Origin of the sequence: Polynucleobacter sp. MG-6-Vaara-E2 (assembly GCF_018687695.1) — a bacterium.
Taxonomy (GTDB): domain Bacteria; phylum Pseudomonadota; class Gammaproteobacteria; order Burkholderiales; family Burkholderiaceae; genus Polynucleobacter.
The window spans coordinates 105,796-125,457 of the sequence record NZ_CP061303.1; the positions used below are offsets into that span (position 1 = coordinate 105,796).

Consider the following 19,662-nt stretch of genomic DNA (forward strand, 5'->3'; position numbering starts at 1 on the left):
CGGTCTTTATTTAGTTCCCTGAGATGATTGATTTAGGAGTTTCAAAACTTGCACTGATCGCTGTAGTCGCTTTGGTGGTGGTTGGACCAGAGCGCTTGCCAAAAGTGGCTCGCATGGCTGGTAATTTATTTGGTCGTGCGCAACGCTACATGGCAGATGTTAAGTCAGAAGTAAATCGGCAGATGGAAATTGAGGAATTTAAAAAGTTCCGCGAAGAAAGTGCCTCTGCCTTAAAAGAGGTTGAAAACAGTATTCACTCAGCGGCGAGTGAGGCAAGTGCGAATCTTACCGATCAAGCAGATATTTTTGAAACCAGTTTTGAGAAACCTCCTCTTGATGAAAAAGAGGTTTTACGCAAGACCAAGCGTCAAGGCCGCAATAGTTGGGGCGTGAGGCGTGCAGCGAGGCCGATCTGGTTTAAACGTTCTGCCGGAATCCGCACTCGTGTGCAATCTGGTGCCGCCAGAATGAAGCGCTTTCATCATAGTTCTGGCAAATAAAGATAGAACTAAAAGAATAGACTGGCATGACAGAAAATAATTCCACTGAAGAATCAGGCATACAGGAGTCGTTCCTATCGCATTTATTTGAGCTGCGTGATCGCGTAGTCAAATCAGTGTTAGCAATCATCGCTGTGTTTATTTGCTTGGTGTATTGGGCCCCGGATATTTTTCATCTGTTTGCTCAGCCATTATTGGAGGCTTTACCTGCAGGTGGGAAAATGATCGTGACTGATGTCACAGGATCTTTCTTTGTCCCGATGAAGGTTACGATGTTGGTGGCGTTCTTAATCGCACTGCCGGTAGTAATGTATCAACTGTGGGCTTTTATTGCGCCTGGACTATATCTGCATGAGCGTAAATTGATTTTGCCTCTGGTCATCAGTAGTTATAGCTTGTTCATTATTGGTATGGCATTTGCTTATTTTTTAGTATTCCCAACGGTATTTAAATTCATGGCGAGTTACAACGCACCATTAGGTGCAGAAATGTCTACTGACATTGATAACTACTTGAGTTTTGCCATGACTACTTTTCTAGCATTTGGCATTACATTTGAAGTGCCGGTGGTGGTAGTTGTGCTGGTACGAATGGGTATGGTTACTTTGACAAAGCTCAAAGAGATTCGTCCCTACGTCATCGTTGGGGCATTTGTGATCTCTGCGGTAGTGACACCACCTGATGTACTCTCTCAGTTACTACTCGCAGTCCCCATGACTCTGCTTTATGAATTAGGGCTATTGGTAGCGCGTCTCTACGTCCCTAAGCCATCTGAAGACAACCAAGATAGCGCTTCCAGCTAAGCAGGCTCAATATCAGCTTGCCTTTTTAGACTTTGAGAAAAAGTAGCCCTCAACCACTTGGTTACTTGATCAAAGCGATAACGTCTTTGGCGTGAATTGCCTTCGATCTCTGCATCGTTACCCGCAAAAACCTTGCCAGCAGCTAGTAGGGCACGACGTTGCTGAATAGTTTCAATCTGAATGAGTCTGGGTAATATCTTTGGAAGCTCCCATCGTATGTCTACAACTACACAGTGCTCATGCTGTAGTTGCCCGACTTCAGAAAGCAATAGCTCTGCTTTACTAAAGTTAAATTGGTTTGCAATGATGATGCGATGACAAAGTAACAGCCAGTCTTCATTCAGCTTATGTTCAGCATGGCGACTGATGGCTTGATCTGCATACTGAGCTAGTTCAAACCAGTCATTTTTCTTCGGTTCCGGGCAGCTAACTAATATCTTTTTGAGTAAATTGGTTGCTTCAGGAACGCCTTGCTGGTGCGCTTGCCAAACCCAATAAGATGCCTGTAGACCTTTAACGTTTTCTTCCATCTTTTCGCGCTTGCGCCAGAGATTTGCCCCCTTTCGAAATTGTGCTTGCGCATGACCAAGGTCAGCGGCCCGATCAAAACAGCGATCACTTTCCGCAGCGCTGTATCCAGAAAATTGGGGTCGACGATAAATTTCACCAAGTGCGTACCAAGCGTCACGATCACCATCTTTAGCGGCAAGCTCTAGCCAATGCGCCGCTTTTTTAAGGGATGCATTTGATTTATTTACCTTATCGCTTTCAAACTGGGCTAGACGTAACCCTAGGGAAAGTTTTGCTGCCGTTAAGCCCAACTCAGCAGCCTGCACTAATGCATCTTCGTTTTGATTTTCTATCCACGCGCTCCAAAGTGAAGAGAGTACTTCATTTTTTGGTTGCAGCTTGATGAGCAATTCTTTCGCTTGGGTGGTGAATTCTGAGTGTCCGTCGGCTAGCTCTTTCAAGTACTGTTGGGCTATTTTTTGGAGACCCTTGAAATCTAGGTCTAGTAATTTTTCATTTGAAGATGGTGTCAACCTGGTTTTGATCCACTCCATTAGCTGAGATTGAATTTCTTGATTGTCAGGATTGATGAGTAGCTCTACTAGTTGCCATTTGGCTGGAAAAGTTAATTTGGGGTCTACCTTGGCTTCGGCCAGCTGCCAAAAAGACTCCCAGCCAAATTCAAATGCCGCAGTATTAAAGGTCCTGGCCAGGGGAATTCTGGCTATTTGCGCAAATAGTTGATCGATATACCCCTTGATAGAATTTACCCCTTCAGACTCTTGGTTTTTAAGGTTTAAATAGGATTTTTCTAGCCAAATCAAAGCATTAGATGGTTGAACAGGTGTTTTGAAGGCGCCAGTGAGATAGGCTTCCGCCAATTTTTGTTGCGCGGAAGCATCACCAAGGCGTGCTGAGCTTAGGATTTTTAAGAATTCGCGACTTGCCACATTACAATTTTGTCACATGGAGCATTTAATAGACAGAAATTTAGGGGTTTGTTGTCGATATACAACGAAGAAAGCAAAAAAACTACCTTTTGACAAGCAAAAGGAGACTTTAAATACCCATACCCCAGGTCTAGCAAGGCACTAGAAGGAAAATGAACCGTCCCAGCAGTATTTGGGCATCACTTTTAATTTATGGAGATTTATAGAATGAAAAAATCGCTATTCGCTCTTGCAGCTACAACAGCAATTGTTGGCGCTGCTCAGGCTCAATCCAGCGTAACCGTTTACGGTATCTTGGATGTTGGCTACATTGGTGCAAATACAGTTACAACAACTACTTCAACTTCCGTGTTGAACGGTTCAGCTAAGGCTCAGTCCAATCAGTTTGGCGCTGGAGCTGAAAGCTCAAGCCGTCTAGGTTTCAAAGGTGTAGAAGATTTGGGTGGTGGCGCTTCTGCGTTCTTCACAATCGAAATGGGCGTCAACCCACAATTGGGTAATTTGTCTGGTTCTTCTGCAGCTAACCCTAAATACGATTTACAGCAAACTACCGACGCTAGTGGTTCAGCAATTGATAACCGTCAAACTTTTGCAGGTTTGAAAAAGAATGGTATCGGTCAAATTGCATTCGGTCGCCAATACACAACCATTTTCCAAGCTGCTGCTGCTACTAGCCCTGGTCAAATGAATAACATGATGGGCGATGCGATTTACTCTGGTTCAAGCTCTGGTTTAAGCACCAACACATACTTGAATACAATGACAAACCGTGCTGACAATCAAGTTTCCCTTGCATCCGATAAGTTTGCAGGTTTTGGTTTGAGCGGCTTCTATGCATTGAACAATGCTAACTCAACAAACTTGGTAGCAGCTGGTGGTTCACAGGGTGGCAACGTTAACTGGGGTGGTTGGGGCTTGGGTGCTGACTATACATGGCAAAAGTTGTATGTAACAGCTGCAATGCAACAGTTCCGTACAAAATACGATAACCAAGTTACATTCGGCGCTGGTACAACCTTAAACTTAGGTGGTGCTGGCCCAACTAGCGGTCAACCGATTGCTGGAAGTACTTCAACAGTTCTTTTTTCACCAACAAATAATACTGATCAACAGGTGTATGCCGGTGCAACTTATGACTTCGGTATCTTGAAGGCTTATGCCCAGTACATTACTCGTACTATCAACCAAAATACAACTAATGGTGGTGGTATTGGAGCCGCTGGCACACAAGTTATTGGTAACCAACTTAAGCGCTCCGCAGAGCAAATTGGTGTACGTAGCTACATCACTCCTACAGTTGAGGCTTGGGCTTCCGCTGGTTTAGTAAAGTACACTGGTGCAATTTCAGCTACAGCACCAAGCTTGCCTACTGCTAATGGCAATATGTATCAGTTAGGTACTAATTACTACCTAAGCAAGCGAACAAACCTCTATGCTATTTACGGTTCTTACAATACTAGCTCTAACATCCAGAATAACGGGTTAGCTGGTGCTGGAAGTAACTATGCATTAGGTATGCGTCATACTTTCTAATTTGAAGCTGGTTTATCCAGCTTAGGTTAGAAGAAACTAAAAACCCACTGTGGTAACACAGTGGGTTTTTTTATTCTAGTAAATCATTTGGCGTGTAAGAGTGCTAATCGGAGTAATAATACCAAGTCCTCAAGTTGTCCTTTTATTTGAGCTTGAAATTTAGAGGGTCTATGCTGTCAATACACGACTTAAAAATAAAAGACAAAATTTTTGCAAGACATCTAAATTAAACCAAATTGTTTACACAAAAAAATGAAAAAAGATCTAATAACTATCGGACTAACATATGCAAAGGAGGGAAGGTACGCAGAGGCAAAAAAAATTTTTCAGAATGTCGCTGAAATTGATTCAGGCGATTATCGTATTTATTACAACTTAGCAATTATCGAATCTATTCAAGGTAACCATGAATACGCATTAGAGCTTTACGATAGAGCCTACGAACTCAGTGATCAAGACCTTGATATATTAACTAATAAAGCATCTGTATTCCTTGATTTAAAAATGTATGAAGATGCAGAAAAATTGTGTGAAGAATTAATTTGCATTAATCCACGATCAGAAGTTATTTGGTGCAATTATGCAATGGCACTAAGTAAGTTAAAAAAATACAAACAATCTATAGAATCTTATGAGCGCGCCATTAGCCTAAATGAAAAAAACTATATTCCATGGCTCAATATGGCAACACCATTTCAAGCCCTAAATTTGAATGATCAAGCATTGATTGCTTACGAAAACGCAATACGTTTGAATACAAGTTGTAGCGTGGCGTGGTACAACCGCGCATTACTTTTGCATAAATTAAATCAATATGATGCAGCCTTAGAATCTTTTAATGGGGCAATTAGTTGTAAGTCTAATTATGCTGAGGCCTGGATGTCATTGGGCGAAATGCTGCTTGATCTAAAGTTATACGACAAAGCAACTACTGCATTGGGTAAAGCTTTTGAAATAAATCCCAAGCTAGATTTCCTATACGGGCTATTGGTTCACTCTAAGTTACAACAGTGTGACTGGACTAGCTATGATGAAGACAAGGAAAAAATTCTTAGTAACTTTAATAATAAAAATATTGAGCTACAGCCTTTAGTTGTTTTGGGGATTTACGATGACGCAGAGATGCAGCTAAAGGCAGCAAAATCATTTGCTGATATGTACCAGTGTGATCAAAAAGTTTCGTTTGATCGAAATAGTAAAAGTACAAAAATACGTATTGCTTATTGCTCGCCGGATTTTAAATCGCACCCAGTATCCTATTTAACCGCAGAGTTATATGAAAAACACAATCGAAATCAATTTGAAATAATAGGTATATCATTCAAGCGTGTAGACTCAAAAGATGCTTACAGAAGTCGTCTAGTGAAAGCATTTGATGAGTTCTATGAACTGGATGACCTTAATCAAGATGATTTAATTTATGAACTACGCAAATTAAGAATTGATATTGCGGTTGATTTGTGTGGCTACACAAAGGATGCTCGAACAGATATATTTTCCGCCCGTATAGCACCTATACAAGTAAATTATTTGGGGTATCCAGGTACCATGGGGGCACCATTTATAGACTATATTGTTGTCGACAAATTTATTATTTCATCCGGCGGTAGCTCGCATTATTCTGAAAAATTTATTTGTTTGCCCCATTGTTTTCAAGTGAGCGATTCAACACGCCCTATTTGCCAAAAAAAATTAACTCGTGCTCACTATGGGCTTCCTGAAAAAGGTTTTGTATTCTGTTGTTTTAACAGTACGCATAAAATTAACCCTGATATTTTTAATGTTTGGGCCCAAATTTTGCTCAAAGTTGAAGGTAGTATTTTGTGGCTGGCTAAGGGAAGTAATTTTGCAGTTAATAATCTACGCAAGGAAGCTAATGCCAGAGGCATTGACCCAGACAGGCTAATCTTCGGTGAAAATCTTAATTATCATGAGTATTTAGAAAGATATAAATTTGCAGACCTTTTTTTAGATACGCTACCATTTAATGCTGGCACTACAGCAAATGATGCTCTATGGGCCGGACTTCCAGTTTTAACGAAAAAGGGTAATACATTTGCCGGGCGTATGGCCTCAAGCATCTTGACATCATTGGGCTTAGAAACACTTATTGCAAAAACGTACAGGGATTATCAAGAAAGAGCAATTGACTTGGCAACTGATTCTGAAAAGTATCTTCAAATTAAAGATAAGCTAGAAAAAAACCTTATAAGTAGTCCCTTATTTAATACTGAGATATTTGTAGAAAAGATAGAGCAGGGTTACTTAAAAGCTTTTAAAAATTATATGCAAGGTCTTCATCCTATTGACATTTATCTGGAATGAAAATTTAAACTTAGCATTTTAAAAACTTAGAAACCATATGAATTAAAAAACATTTATAAATTATTTAAAAGTTTATGAAATTAAGTGATCTCAATTAAGTCAAATCCATTGGAATCTATGTTGACGGGGCCCAATACCTCGAGATGTGGATCATGGAATGATAAATTTGGCCCTAGTTACTGCCAAGCTTGACAGAGAAGTGAATTTATTTATTTCTCTGTCAAGGAGTCTAAACCTTTCGCTGAAGTTTTTATGTAATCTCGAATTTCTCGTAACAAAATTACATCTTCGGAAACAGGTGGTGATGGCGGTGCATCGATTTGGCGAATCTTATTGACAATCTTTACCATTTGAAAAATAACAAAAGCCAAGAGAATGAAGTTGATCGAAATGGTGATGAAGTTCCCATAGGCAAAAATGGGGACGCCCGCTTTCTTGAGTGCATCGAAGGTTTTGGGGACGCCCTCGGGAGCGTGACCCAAAACGATGAAAAGGTTGGTGAAGTCAATATGACCCCCTAAAAGGGTCGAAATTACCGGCATAACGATGTCATTTACCAAGGAATCCACGATTTTCCCGAAGGCCCCGCCAATAATGACGCCGACTGCCAAGTCGATCACATTACCCTTGACTGCGAAGTCCCGAAACTCCTTTAAAACGCCCATAAATGCTCCCTTTTTTGTCCAAATCCTGATTAACCCGAGATTAACCCCATAACTTTCTTGCTTACCCTACTTTTTACTTTAAAATCCTACCTTTAAGCAATTTCCACCCATAAATACCCTTTCTAGGAATTTTGTAAATGAGTGACAAGCCCTGTATGGACAAAGATCGCCGTAATTGGTTGATCGCCACTTCCGCGGTAGGTGGTGTAGGCGCGGCAGCTGCCCTTTACCCTTTTGTTGACAGTTTTGAGCCATCTGAGCGTGCTAAGGCTGCTGGCGCAGCTGTTGAGATCGATATCACTGGTATGCAGCCTGATGAGATGAGAATGGTTGAATGGCGCGGTAAGCCTGTTTGGGTGGTTCGTCGTACACCTGAGCAAGTGGCCGAGTTATCTAATATTGATGCCGAATTGGCAGACCCGAATTCCTTGCGTGATCCAGCTCAATTCACACCCCCGTATGCACAGAATCAGTGGCGCTCTATTAAGCCTGAGTACCTTGTGGTTGTTGGAATTTGCACCCACTTAGGTTGCTCTCCAACACCGAAGTTCGAGGCAGGCGCTCAACCATCATTGCCAAATACTTGGCCAGGCGGCTTCCTTTGCCCGTGCCATGGTTCTACCTTTGATATGGCAGGCCGCGTATTTAAAAATAAACCAGCCCCAGACAATCTTGAAGTCCCGCCTCACATGTATTTGAGCGACACCAAGATTCTGATTGGCGACGATAAGAAGGCCTAAGGAGAGATAAATGGCATTCCAAGAAAAGCAAGTCCCGGCAGACGCCTCAGCAGCCCAAAAGTTGATGGCTTGGGTTGACTCACGTTTGCCTGTAACAGAAGCATTTAAGCGCCATATGAGCGAGTACTACGCGCCGAAGAATTTAAATTTCTTCTACATTTTTGGCGCACTAGCAATAGTGGTATTGGTAAATCAAATACTTACTGGTATTTTCTTGACCATGAACTACAAGCCTGATGCTGCAAAGGCTTTTGAGTCAGTTGAATACATCATGCGCGAAGTACCATGGGGCTGGATGATTCGCTATATGCATTCCACTGGCGCTTCGATGTTCTTTGTAGTGGTTTATATGCATATGTTCCGCGGTCTGATCTACGGTTCCTATCGCAAGCCACGTGAGCTGATTTGGATTTTCGGTTGCGCAATTTTCTTGTGCTTAATGGGCGAAGCATTCTTTGGCTACCTACTCCCGTGGGGTCAAATGTCTTATTGGGGCGCTCAAGTGATTGTGAACTTGTTCTCTGCAATCCCATTCATCGGCCCAGATTTGTCCTTATGGTTGCGAGGCGATTATGTTGTGGGTGATGCCACTCTCAATCGTTTCTTTGCATTCCACGTGATTGCAATTCCATTGGTATTGGTTGGCTTAGTAGCCGCACATATTTTGGCCCTGCATGAAGTTGGTTCAAACAACCCAGATGGCGTTGAAATTAAAGAGAGCTTGGATGCAAATGGCCATCCAGTTGATGGCATTCCATTTCACCCTTACTACAGCGTGCATGACGTAATGTACTTAGGCGGGTTCCTGATTGTTTTTGCAAGCATCGTGTTCTTTGCCCCAGAGATGGGCGGTTACTTTCTTGAAGCAAATAACTTCATCCCTGCAAATCCATTGCAAACGCCTCCGCATATCGCGCCAGTTTGGTATTTCACGCCCTTCTACTCGATGTTGCGTGCAACTACGGCAAACTTCTTATTGCCTTTGTGGATCTTTTTGGCCGTCATTTTAGGAATGTTTGCTCTGAAGAGTAAGAATCTCAAAGTTAAGGGCGCATGTGCTGCAATCGCTTTAGTGTTGGCTGCCGGATTCTTCATGTTTGATGCTAAGTTCTGGGGTGTTGTGATCATGGGTGGTTCTGTTGTGATCATGTTCTTCTTGCCTTGGCTTGATCATTCACCAGTCAAATCAATTCGCTATCGCCCACAGTTTCATAAATATATCTATGGCGTGTTCGTGGTGAGTTTTGTGATCTTGGGCTATCTAGGTATTCAGCCTCCATCACCAGTGTTTGAAAAGATTTCTCAGGTATGCACTATTTATTATCTGGGCTTCTTCCTGGCAATGCCGTTCTGGAGTACGCTTGGAACATTCAAGCCAGTTCCAACACGCGTTACTTTTAAGTCCCATTAATTTAGACACCAAAGAGAAATTAGGAACTAGCATGAAACGAATTCTGCAAACTTTGATGGGCGTCTGCCAGGTAATAGTATTGGTTGCGGCCCTGGGCTTTGGTATTAGTGCCAAAGCAAATGAAGGCGGCTTTCCCTTGGATCAAGCCCCCAATCGCGTTAGTAACAATGCCTCATTACAAAATGGCGCAAAGCTGTTTGTAAACTACTGCTTGAACTGCCATGCGGCATCAAGTATGCGTTACAACCGTTTGCGCGATATTGGCTTAACTGACCAGCAAATCAAAGATAACCTCATTTTGACTGATGCCAAAGTGGGTGATTTGATGACCATCGCCATGACACCAAAAGAAGGTAAAGCTTTCTTTGGTAAGAACCCACCTGATTTATCGGTTGAAGCTCGTGCACGTGGAGCCGATTGGCTATACACATACTTCCGCACGTTTTATAAGGACGACACCACACAAACTGGTTGGAATAACTTGGTGTATCCAAACGTTGGTATGCCGCATGTACTCTGGCAACTGCAGGGTGAGCGTGCTGCGAAGTTTGAGGAGCACAAAGATCCACATGACGAAGGCAGAATGGAAAAAGTGTTTGTCGGGTTTGAGCAATTGACTCCAGGCACAATGAAGCCTCAAGAGTACGATGACAATATCGCTGACTTAGTTGCCTTCATGTCATGGATGGCTGAGCCAGTTCAGTTAGAGCGTAAACGCCTTGGGGTTATTGTTTTGCTATTCCTTGCAATCTTCACAATCTTGGCTTGGCGCTTGAATAAAGCCTACTGGAAAGATATTCATTAAAAAATTACACGAGGCAAGGCGCTTCGTGTAATAGTAAAAGCCTCTTGTTGTTGTGCGTTTGTTGTATTGAAGTAGAAATTTAAGGAAATAAATTTATGATGGTGTTGTACTCGGGTACTAATTGCCCATTCTCGCAACGCTGCCGATTGGTGCTTTTTGAAAAAGGCATGGATTTTGAAATCCGCGATGTCGACTTGTTTAACAAGCCAGAAGATATCTCTGTAATGAACCCATATGGCCAAGTGCCTATCTTGGTTGAGCGCGATTTAATTCTCTATGAATCAAACATCATTAATGAATACATTGATGAGCGTTTCCCTCATCCACAGTTGATGCCGCCTGATCCAGTAGCACGCGCACGCGCACGCCTTTTTCTCTTTAATTTTGAGAAAGAGCTCTTTGTGCATGTGGCTGCCCTAGAAAATGAAAAAGGTAAAGCGGCAGAGAAGGTTCACGAGAAAGCGCGTTTAGCTATTCGCGATCGTTTAACTCAGCTTGCACCTATTTTTGTAAAAAACAAATATATGTTGGGTGACGAGTTCTCAATGCTGGATGTAGCAATTGCCCCGTTATTGTGGCGTCTTGAGCACTACGGCATCGATCTTTCTCGTAATGCTGCAGCCCTATTGAAGTACGCTGAGCGTATTTTCAGTAGACCGGCTTATATAGAGGCATTAACCCCGTCCGAGAAGGTAATGCGCCGCTAAGTCATTCCGGCGGTTCATTTTGGTCAGAATGTCTGACGTTCCAAGTAATAAGCCATATCTAATCCGTGCTCTACATCAGTGGTGCACGGATTCTGGTTTTACGCCTTTCATAGCGGTATTCGTCGATGGAAGGGTAGATGTGCCAATGGAGTTTGTTAAAAACGACGAGATTGTTTTAAACCTCTCCTTGGAGGCATGCCATCAGCTTGCAATTGAGAATGATTGGATTAGCTTCCAAGCAAGATTTGGTGGGATTCCAAGGAAAATTATGGTTCCAGTCACCCATGTTTTGGCCATATATGCTCGGGAAAATGGCCAGGGCATGTCCTTCCCATTTGATCCATCTCAGGCGAGGGGTGATCATATTGCAGGTATGAATAGGGGCACCCCAGAAAAGCCCAAATCCACTAAGCCAACCTTGAGGATTGTGAAATAGGTTAAAATATACACTTTGCCCCTTTAGCTCATCTGGTAGAGCAACTGATTTGTAATCAGTAGGTGGTCTGTTCGAGTCGGACAAGGGGCACCAAAATTCTTGAATGCCTCACATAGTGGGGCATTTTTCATGGCATGATTGGATCATTAATCCTATCGAAAAAGAGAGCGAAATGACACGCGGAATTCTGTCTATCTATTGGGGCGATGAATCTAAGTTACCCATAGAGCGTTTAAAAACTTCAGTGAAAAAGTTTCACCCTGATTTGCCCCATGAGATCGTGAAGGTTGAGGCCCCAAGCGGGGATCCAAGTAGCCTAAACCAAAAAGCTGCAATGCTTGATTTGTCTCCATTTGATGAAACTCTTTTTTTAGATCTAGATACTGTAGTTTTGGAGAATTTAGATTTTGGCTTCCAAAAGGCAAAGCAGTTTGGCTTGGCGCTATCAATCTGCGAAGCTCCGTGGGGTAGAAGATACCCTAAAATTTTTACTGGCGATGAAGTTGAATATAACACTGGCGTGATATTTTTTACAAAGCAAGTCAAACCTGTATTTGATGCTTGGAAAGAATTGGCTAAATCGATTGACTCATCAATCATTGCTGTAGGAGATAATGGAATTTACACAATGCCTGCCAATGATCAAGGTTCCTTTGCTCTCGCAGTAGAGAGCGCTGGATTTAATCCATTTATATTGCCCTTAAATTGGAACTTTAGGCCCATGTGGCATCGTAGTTTTTTTGGGCCAATCAAAATTTGGCATGATTATTCAGATCCACCACCTTTTTTTAAAGAGTTGAGTACGTACTACTCAAATAAAGACTCTATCATTCAGTATCACCAAGGTTGATTGATGTTATGGATGCCCTGCAAATTATTAGCACCCCTGATTCCCTTAATGCCGCCCTAGAAACTTGGTTTGTTCAGAATGAATTATTTGGTGGGGCTCCATACAGTCTCGGCGTTGATCCAAATAGATTAAAGGACTCGGCCGTAATTTATTTAGAGCTTAATCAAGTAAACATTGATCTTATTCGCCATCTTAAATCCTTGGGTAATAAAGTCATTCTTTACCATATGGGTGGAGAAAGACTTGATAAAGATATTTCAGCATATCCCGAATGTGATCTGGTGATCCGTAATTATTATTTCTCAAGCATTGTTGGCAGTAAGGTATTATGGGCGCCCAATGGATTTAGAACTGGAGTTGGTCCGCGGAATAAAAATATATTGAAGAAGGCCTCACAGCGACAGTGTCTCGCTGCATTCTTGGGCTGGATCAATAATTCAGGCTCATATAACAATGAGCGTGCCAGTTTTGCAGGCCCTGCAGCTGCTTGTGGTGAAAATTTATATGTGATGCCATCTAATGGATTCGCTGGTGGCTATAACGTCGGTTTTTACTCTGCAATTATGGAGGATAGTATTTTTGCCCCATGCCCGTCTGGCAATAACCCCGAAACAATTCGTTTATATGATGCATTAGAGTTAGGATGTATTCCGGTTTCGCTTTCCCACGAGTTTTTGTTATCTAAGGATGCATTAGGAATGATTGGCCCCGTCCCATTTCCTATATTAGGTTCTTGGGCTGAGTTACCCCAATTTCTTGAGACTATGAAGGCTAAGGCCATAACCAGCCCAGCAGAAATATTAGGACTTCAGCAAAAATGCATTAATTGGTGGTTTGATCTTAAAGTAGCAATTCAGAAGAAGTTTGCCAGCCAAATTAAAGCTTTATAAACTTACAGCACGAGATTGGCTTTTTTGGTTTCTGGAAGAAGTAGCATTGCCAAGACTGCCGCGCATCCTAAAAATATAGTTGGATACCATAGCCCTGCAAAACTATTGCCCCAAGCTTGATTTAGCCAAGTCACAATGAGTGGGAGTAAGCCTCCAATCCAGCCTGCAGCTAAATTGTGAGGAAGTATGGCTGCACTATTGCGGTTTTTTACGGGGAATAATTCTGCCAACAGTGCGGTCTGGGGCCCTACCATCAGTCCAAGTGATAAAGATAGCGCTCCAAGTATTATGCCGATGCCCACGAGATGATTAAATGTGGGCGAATCAATATACAAATTACCCAAGAGCTGAAGTAGTTGAAATGCAGGATATATAAAAATCGTGCCGAAAATAATGCCGGCTAATATGACCGGTTTTCGACCAACCCGATCTGATAGCCATCCCGCAAAGATGGTAAGCGGAAAAAGCATTAGCGTTGCAAAGATGCTTAGTTGATCTACCAATGCCGGATTCAACTTTACAGAAGTCTTTAAAAAGATTGCCGTATATACCTGCCCACAGAAAAACAGAATTGCTCCGCTAGAGGAGATACAAAAAAATAAGAGAAACATTCTTTTACGAATTTCTGGATCTCTAAAATTATTCATTAGCTGCGATTCATTTTTTTCAGATTGTTTAGAAAGCTCTAAAAAGACTGGCGTTTCCTCTAGTGACTTACGCATATAGACTGCAATTATTAGGAGCAGTACTGAAATCCAAAATGGCACACGCCAGCCCCATGACTGAAACTCTTCTGGTGACAGCCATTTTTGCAAAAAGGCAATTTGCAATGTTGATACTAGGATTCCTAGTGGCCCCATCAACTGTAGGAAGCTTGTTTTAAAACCCCTATGCTCGTTACCAGCATGTTCAGTCAGGTAGACCGCACCACCACCTATTTCACCACCAGCGGAGAGGCCTTGAAGTAGGCGTAGACCAACCAAAAGAATAGGCGCCCAAATACCAATTTGTGCGTAGGTTGGCAAAAAGCCCACGCAGACAGTTGCAAAGCCCATTAAGGCTATGGTGATCATGAAGATGGGTTTGCGTCCTATGCGATCCCCTAAAGAGCCAAATATGGCTGATCCAATGGGCCTAACTACCATTCCAACACCAAAGGTGGCAAGGCTAGCTAGAAGACCAGCATTAGGATCGCTAGAGGGGAAGAATAGGGGCCCAAGAACAACTGCAAGCGTTGCAAAGGTCAGAAAGTCGTACCACTCTAAAAAAGTTCCAAAACAAGCAGCAATGGCTACTTTTCTATAATTACCAATACTTTGTACGCCATCCATCTTTTTAGGGCGGATCAATTTATTCAGAATCTGAAGAAGATTCAATCAAAGGGGCGGATAAATTCTTACTTGGTTTGACGCCTAGTTCGCGTACCTTCTCGGCAGAGCGAATCAGGTTTCCTTTACCCGTCTTTAGCTTATTGAAGGCATCGTGGTAACTGGTTTGGGCTTGATCTAAGCGCTGACCTAATTTTTCAAGATCATCTACGAACCCTACAAACTTATCGTAGAGACTGCCGCATTGTTTCGCAATTTCCAAAGCATTGCGATTTTGATGATCCTGCCTCCACAGGTGTGCAACCGTGCGAAGAGTTGCCATCAGGGTACTTGGGCATACCAACACAATATTTTTGGCCAAAGCTTCTTGATATAGATTTGGAGCGGTTTTCAGTGCTAGCAAGAATGCGGGTTCTATTGGAACAAACATCAGCACAAAATCCACTGAGCCTATACCGTAAAGAGAGCTGTAGTTTTTTCCAGAAAGACCTTGGATGTGATGACGTAGTGACTGTATATGTGCCGCTAACTCACGCTCTGCAGTATCTGGATCGGCAGTTTCGGCATGTCGCGCATAAGCCGTAATGGAAACCTTGCTATCGACCACTAAACTTCTGCCTTCTGGGAGCTTAATCACGACGTCTGGCTGAAGACGTGAGCCATCGCTTTGGGTATGGCTATCTTGGACCATATACTCCTCGCCTTTGCGAAGGCCTGATGATTCAAGAATCGACTCAAGCACTAGTTCACCCCAATTGCCCTGAACTTTGGAGTCACCCTTTAATGCTTGAGTGAGGGAGCGCGTCTCATCAGACATCCGCAAATTTAGGTTGGCAAGGCGCTCGATTTCACTTTTGAGCGCAAAGCGCTCACGAGCCTCATTGCCATAAGAGTTGTTGATCTGTTCTTTAAATTCTGTGAGCTTGGTTTGTAATGGTTTTAATAGTGCATCAAGACTCGCTGCATTTTGCTCTGTAAAACGCTTTGACTTATCTTCTAGAATTTCATTTGCCAAATTTTTAAATTGACTGGTGAGTGCTTCCTTGGCTTCATTAAGTGACTCGATGCGTCCGAGGCCTTGCTTTCGTTCGGAATCAAGTTCAGCCTCAAGGCGAATGGCATTTTGTAATGCTTGATCGCGTTCGGCCCTAAGGCTCAAAGCTAAAGTTGTTTCTGTTTGAACTTGAAGTTCAGCACGTGCAAGACTGGAGCGCAGATTGAGCGCATAAACCAAAAGGCCTACACACAATCCTAGTGGCAGGCCAAATAGCAGAAGGGAGCTTAGATCAAAAGTCACTTAGATAAAAATAATCAGGCTTTAACTAACTTTTGCAGTTCGCCAGACTGGAACATTTCAGTCATGATGTCTGAGCCACCAATGAATTCACCATTGATATAGAGCTGTGGAATGGTTGGCCAATTTGCGTATTCTTTAATTCCTTGGCGAATAGCTGCATCTTCCAATACGTTCACGGTATGTAGTTTTTCAACACCACTAGCGCGAAGAATATTGACTGCATTGCCTGAGAATCCACATTGAGGAAACTGGGCAGTGCCTTTCATAAACAATACAACTGGATGGCTGGTAACGATTTCTTTGATTTGAGCTTGAGTGTCCATAGATTCTTTCTAAAAAAGCAATAAGGCAGTAAAAATGATTTGTAAATTCAATTCTTCGATTTTAAGACTTAATGCAGAAAAGGGTGGCTCACTAGCCTATTTTCGGGCAGATACTGTCCGGTTATGGCCTGCTAAATCTTGATGGATTTGAATATCGCTAAATCCCGCCGTTTTCATAAGGTCAGCGACAGATTCTGACTGGTCAAAGCCATGCTCTACTGCAATCAAGCCCATGGGCTTTAAGTAAGCCATGGCGCCCTGAATAATTGCTTCGAGGCAGCTCAATCCACTACTGTGATCGGTTAGTGCGGAGATAGGTTCAAACCGCAGATCTCCTTTGGTGAGGTGGGGATCCTGGTCTGCAATATAAGGCGGGTTGCTTAAGATGACATCAAAAAGGACTTTTCCCACTAAAGCTTCATACCAATCTCCTTGTAAAAACTCTGTACGAGAATCTAAGCCTAAATGTTTTGCATTGGCCCTAGCAATCGCAAGCGCCTCAGAAGATTGATCCGTTGCAGTAAGCATCGCTTTCGGAGCTTCGTGAGCAATTGCCAATGCGATGGCGCCAGAGCCTGTTCCGAGATCAAGCAACTGAGGGGTTGAAACCTCATTTTCAATTCGCCCAATCTCACGAAGTCCAATGTCTACTAGTAGCTCAGTTTCTGGTCGTGGTATCAATACCCCTGATGCAACCTGTAGTTCAATATTGTGGAAGCCTCGTTTACCGATGAGGTAGGCAATAGGTTCACCCTGTAGCCGCCTCAATTCAAGTGCTTTCCAGTCCTCAAGGGCATTGACATTCAGCTCCATATCATCACGCGATAGCAGGGCAGAGCGCGGAAGTTGGTAGTGCTTACCTAGTACATTCGCCATCAGAATGCGCGCTTCATTTAGGGGAAGAGACGAAGCGCCTAACAAGGAGCGCAGACTGAAATCTTGACTCATGAAAGTGTTACTATCGCTTAATTGTCACCAAGAGCGGCAAGTAATTCTGCTTGATGCTCAGATGCAAGGGCATTGCAAAGATCATTAATATCGCCATCCATCATGGCATCAATTTTGTAGAGCGTGAGATTAATGCGGTGATCGGTAATTCGACCTTGCGGAAAGTTGTAAGTCCGAATGCGGTCACTACGATCGCCTGAGCCAATCAAAGATTTCCTAGTTTGTGCTTCGAGTTGATGTTTCTCGCGCTCGCGTGCATCCATGATGCGTGAAACCAATACTTTCATTGCCTGCTCACGGTTGCGGTGTTGGCTGCGATCGTCCTGACATTCCACTACGGTGCCTGTTGGTAGGTGAGTAATACGAACAGCTGAATCCGTCTTATTAATGTGCTGACCACCAGCACCAGAAGCACGGAAGGTATCGATGCGTAATTCCGCAGGATTAATTTTGACGGCCTCTAGTTCATCAGCTTCTGGCATGACTGCAACGGTACAAGCTGATGTATGAATACGTCCTTGGGTTTCTGTTTGGGGTACGCGTTGTACGCGATGACCGCCCGATTCAAATTTCAGGCGCGAGTAAACGGATTGACCTACCAGGCGTAGGACAACCTCCTTATAGCCCCCAAGATCTGATTCTGCAGCACTGACAACCTCTACTTTCCAACCTTGACGTTCTGCAAAGCGGGTATACATGCGCAGAAGATCGCCAGCAAAGAGGGCGCTTTCATCACCCCCAGTCCCTGCGCGAATTTCTAAGAACACGTTGCGTTCATCATTCTCATCTTTTGGCAGCAAAAGTTTCTGCAGTGTGCCTTCAAGCTCTTCCATTGTTGCTAGGGCTTGCTTCTGCTCTTCATCTGCAAAGTCCTTCATATCAGGATCTTTGCGCATCTCCTCTGCAGCTTGAGCATCCGCCTCGGCCTGCTTGTATAAGCCAAATTGCTCAACGACAGTGGCAATATCCGAATGCTCGCGCGTGAGCTTCCGATAGGCATCCATATCTTTGGTTGCCTCTTCAGACGTTAAAAGGGAATTGAGTTCGGCTAAGCGCGTGTCTAGATGATCTAGCTTAGCCCGCATGCTAGGCTTCATCTAATGGTCTTCTGGTTTTGAGTGTGAGGCGAAAAGTTTTGGTAATAGCTTGATCAATGCATCACGCTCAGCGCCATTTGAATGTTGTAGCGCATGGAGTGATCCATGCAAAAATTTATTGGTCAAACCTTGTGCCATCGCATTGAGTACTTCTTGTGGATCATCGCCGCGCATCAAACGCTTCATGGCACGCTCTAATTCAAGCTGTCTTAAACGTTCACCTTGTTGTTGAATATCTTGAATCAAAGGCACTGCATTGCGACCTTGCATCCAATGCATAAAGTTGCCAACACGATCTTCAATAATAGCTTCTGCTTGGCTCACGGCAGCTTGACGCAAATTTGCACCTGTTTGAATCATGATGCCTAGGTCATCAACCGTATAGAGATATACATCATCCAATCTAGAAATTTCTGGCTCAAAGTCGCGTGGTACCGCTAGATCAATCATCACCATAGGCTTATGGCGACGCTGTTTTAGGGCGCTCTCCACCATGCCTAGGCCAATGATGGGCAAGGAGGAAGCGGTACTGGAAACAATAATGTCAAATTCGTGCAAACGACCTGGAAGCTCGGATAGCTTAAATGACTCAGCATGGATATCTTGAGATGCAATCGAGTCAGCTAATTCTTGTCCACGCTCAATCGTACGATTTGCGATTGCTACATTTTTGGGTTTGCGAGCAACAAAATGAGTTGCACACAAAGTGATCATCTCACCTGCGCCAATAAAGAGAATTTTCTGATCAGAAATTTTTTCAAAGATACGCTCAGAAAGTCGCACAGATGCAGCGGCCATTGAAATTGAATGTGCACCGATCTCAGTAGAGCCACGCACTTCTTTTGCAACAGCAAATGTTTTTTGAAATAACTGATTGAGGTAGGTTCCCAAAACACCAGCATCATTTGCAGTGCGTACTGCATCTTTCATCTGGCCCAAAATCTGGGTTTCACCAATGACCATTGAATCCAAACCACAAGCTACTCTGAAAGCATGGCGAACGGCATCCGATTGTGGGAGAGAATAGATGTGGGGCTCAAGGCTACTTGGCGCGAGCTGTTGGGTTTTCGCTAGCCAATCAAAAGTAGCTTCATGCAGAATACCAGCGGCATTGGCATCGTTAGCTGCGCAGTAAACCTCTGTGCGATTACAGGTTGACAAGATGGTGGCTTCAGGCAGGCCGGATTGATTCGCCCCCAACAAATGTTGGCGGAGATCATGCAACGCTTCTTGAAGAAATTCAGGATCAAAGGCGACCTTTTCCCGAATGGCGACCGGCGCTGTGTGATGATTGATGCCGAGTGTCAACAACTTCATAATGGTGATTATAGATTTGATGGCTCAATTAATGGGGGTAAGAATGGGGTTTTTGGCTTTTCTGCTGATTGGGGGCGTATCCGGGGCCTGTACCTGGATTTTTTACCCTAGGCGATCTCATGATTCAAATACCCGCGGATTTTTTATAGCGACAGCTTTGGGTTTCATCGCTGCAGCCGGGAGCTCCTTTTTGGGCCAATGCACTGGGGTTTTTCAATCCGGCCAAA

At 43.4% G+C, this 19,662-nt stretch carries 19 protein-coding genes and 1 tRNA gene; 12 read left to right on the forward strand and 8 right to left on the reverse strand.

What is annotated here, in order from left to right:
• Positions 1-23 precede the first annotated feature (23 nt).
• Both tatB and tatC read left to right on the forward strand, forming a co-directional pair.
• The gene (gene tatB / locus ICV38_RS00630) at positions 24-500 is read left to right on the forward strand and encodes a Sec-independent protein translocase protein TatB (protein ID WP_215381795.1); all 477 of its coding nucleotides are present in this window, start codon (positions 24-26) and stop codon (positions 498-500) included.
• 26 nt (positions 501-526) lie between these two features.
• Positions 527-1,303: a twin-arginine translocase subunit TatC gene (tatC, locus tag ICV38_RS00635; RefSeq protein ID WP_215381797.1), complete on the forward strand. Its 777-nt coding sequence runs from the start codon at positions 527-529 to the stop codon at positions 1,301-1,303.
• Here the strand turns inward: tatC and ICV38_RS00640 are convergent.
• Positions 1,300-2,763, reverse strand: coding sequence for a tetratricopeptide repeat protein (locus ICV38_RS00640; RefSeq protein ID WP_215381799.1), 1,464 nt, complete (start codon positions 2,761-2,763; stop codon positions 1,300-1,302). The two genes, tatC and ICV38_RS00640, sit on opposite strands and share 4 nt — an antisense overlap.
• Before the next feature lie 207 nt (positions 2,764-2,970).
• Between ICV38_RS00640 and ICV38_RS00645 the strand changes: the two genes are divergently transcribed.
• A complete protein-coding gene (locus tag ICV38_RS00645) occupies positions 2,971-4,296 on the forward strand; it encodes a porin (RefSeq protein WP_215381801.1) in 1,326 nt (441 codons plus the stop codon).
• Between the two features lie 252 nt (positions 4,297-4,548).
• Positions 4,549-6,621 carry a glycosyltransferase family 41 protein gene (locus ICV38_RS00650; RefSeq protein ID WP_215381803.1) on the forward strand — a complete coding sequence of 691 codons (2,073 nt, stop codon included), beginning with the start codon at positions 4,549-4,551 and terminating at the stop codon, positions 6,619-6,621.
• Between the two features lie 209 nt (positions 6,622-6,830).
• Here the strand turns inward: ICV38_RS00650 and mscL are convergent, their stop codons facing one another.
• Positions 6,831-7,286, reverse strand: coding sequence for a large conductance mechanosensitive channel protein MscL (mscL, locus tag ICV38_RS00655; RefSeq protein ID WP_215381805.1), 456 nt, complete (start codon positions 7,284-7,286; stop codon positions 6,831-6,833).
• A gap of 137 nt (positions 7,287-7,423) precedes the next feature.
• Here mscL and petA point away from each other — a divergent pair, with 137 nt between their 5' ends.
• From petA to ICV38_RS00695, 8 genes are all read left to right on the forward strand, one after another.
• The gene (petA, locus tag ICV38_RS00660) at positions 7,424-8,026 is read left to right on the forward strand and encodes a ubiquinol-cytochrome c reductase iron-sulfur subunit (protein WP_215381807.1); all 603 of its coding nucleotides are present in this window, start codon (positions 7,424-7,426) and stop codon (positions 8,024-8,026) included.
• Positions 8,027-8,036: 10 nt separating this feature from the next.
• Positions 8,037-9,437: a cytochrome bc complex cytochrome b subunit gene (locus ICV38_RS00665; protein ID WP_215381809.1), complete on the forward strand. Its 1,401-nt coding sequence runs from the start codon at positions 8,037-8,039 to the stop codon at positions 9,435-9,437.
• A 31-nt stretch (positions 9,438-9,468) separates the two neighbouring features.
• Positions 9,469-10,242: a cytochrome c1 gene (locus ICV38_RS00670; protein ID WP_215381811.1), complete on the forward strand. Its 774-nt coding sequence runs from the start codon at positions 9,469-9,471 to the stop codon at positions 10,240-10,242.
• A gap of 95 nt (positions 10,243-10,337) precedes the next feature.
• On the forward strand, positions 10,338-10,949 hold the full coding sequence (locus ICV38_RS00675) for a glutathione S-transferase N-terminal domain-containing protein (protein WP_068320223.1): 612 nt from the start codon (positions 10,338-10,340) through the stop codon (positions 10,947-10,949).
• 28 nt (positions 10,950-10,977) lie between these two features.
• On the forward strand, positions 10,978-11,385 hold the full coding sequence (locus tag ICV38_RS00680) for a ClpXP protease specificity-enhancing factor (RefSeq protein ID WP_215381813.1): 408 nt from the start codon (positions 10,978-10,980) through the stop codon (positions 11,383-11,385).
• A gap of 17 nt (positions 11,386-11,402) precedes the next feature.
• Positions 11,403-11,478: transfer RNA gene (locus ICV38_RS00685), tRNA-Thr, on the forward strand.
• A gap of 10 nt (positions 11,479-11,488) precedes the next feature.
• Positions 11,489-12,235, forward strand: a complete 747-nt coding sequence (locus ICV38_RS00690; RefSeq protein WP_215381815.1) for a hypothetical protein — start codon at positions 11,489-11,491, stop codon at positions 12,233-12,235.
• Positions 12,236-12,243: 8 nt separating this feature from the next.
• On the forward strand, positions 12,244-13,125 hold the full coding sequence (locus ICV38_RS00695) for an exostosin family protein (RefSeq protein ID WP_215381817.1): 882 nt from the start codon (positions 12,244-12,246) through the stop codon (positions 13,123-13,125).
• A gap of 2 nt (positions 13,126-13,127) precedes the next feature.
• Here the strand turns inward: ICV38_RS00695 and ICV38_RS00700 are convergent, their stop codons facing one another.
• From ICV38_RS00700 to hemA, 6 genes are all read right to left on the reverse strand, one after another.
• Positions 13,128-14,501 carry an MFS transporter gene (locus ICV38_RS00700; RefSeq protein ID WP_251368163.1) on the reverse strand — a complete coding sequence of 458 codons (1,374 nt, stop codon included), beginning with the start codon at positions 14,499-14,501 and terminating at the stop codon, positions 13,128-13,130.
• Positions 14,476-15,750: a DNA recombination protein RmuC gene (rmuC, locus tag ICV38_RS00705; RefSeq protein WP_215381818.1), complete on the reverse strand. Its 1,275-nt coding sequence runs from the start codon at positions 15,748-15,750 to the stop codon at positions 14,476-14,478. Before rmuC ends, ICV38_RS00700 begins: the two co-directional genes overlap by 26 nt.
• A gap of 14 nt (positions 15,751-15,764) precedes the next feature.
• On the reverse strand, positions 15,765-16,073 hold the full coding sequence (gene grxD / locus ICV38_RS00710) for a Grx4 family monothiol glutaredoxin (RefSeq protein WP_068947761.1): 309 nt from the start codon (positions 16,071-16,073) through the stop codon (positions 15,765-15,767).
• A 96-nt stretch (positions 16,074-16,169) separates the two neighbouring features.
• Positions 16,170-17,021: a peptide chain release factor N(5)-glutamine methyltransferase gene (prmC, locus tag ICV38_RS00715; RefSeq protein WP_215381822.1), complete on the reverse strand. Its 852-nt coding sequence runs from the start codon at positions 17,019-17,021 to the stop codon at positions 16,170-16,172.
• A 17-nt stretch (positions 17,022-17,038) separates the two neighbouring features.
• Positions 17,039-18,118, reverse strand: coding sequence for a peptide chain release factor 1 (prfA, locus tag ICV38_RS00720; RefSeq protein ID WP_215381824.1), 1,080 nt, complete (start codon positions 18,116-18,118; stop codon positions 17,039-17,041).
• Positions 18,119-19,435, reverse strand: coding sequence for a glutamyl-tRNA reductase (hemA, locus tag ICV38_RS00725; RefSeq protein ID WP_215381826.1), 1,317 nt, complete (start codon positions 19,433-19,435; stop codon positions 18,119-18,121).
• Between the last annotated feature and the right edge of the window lie 227 nt (positions 19,436-19,662).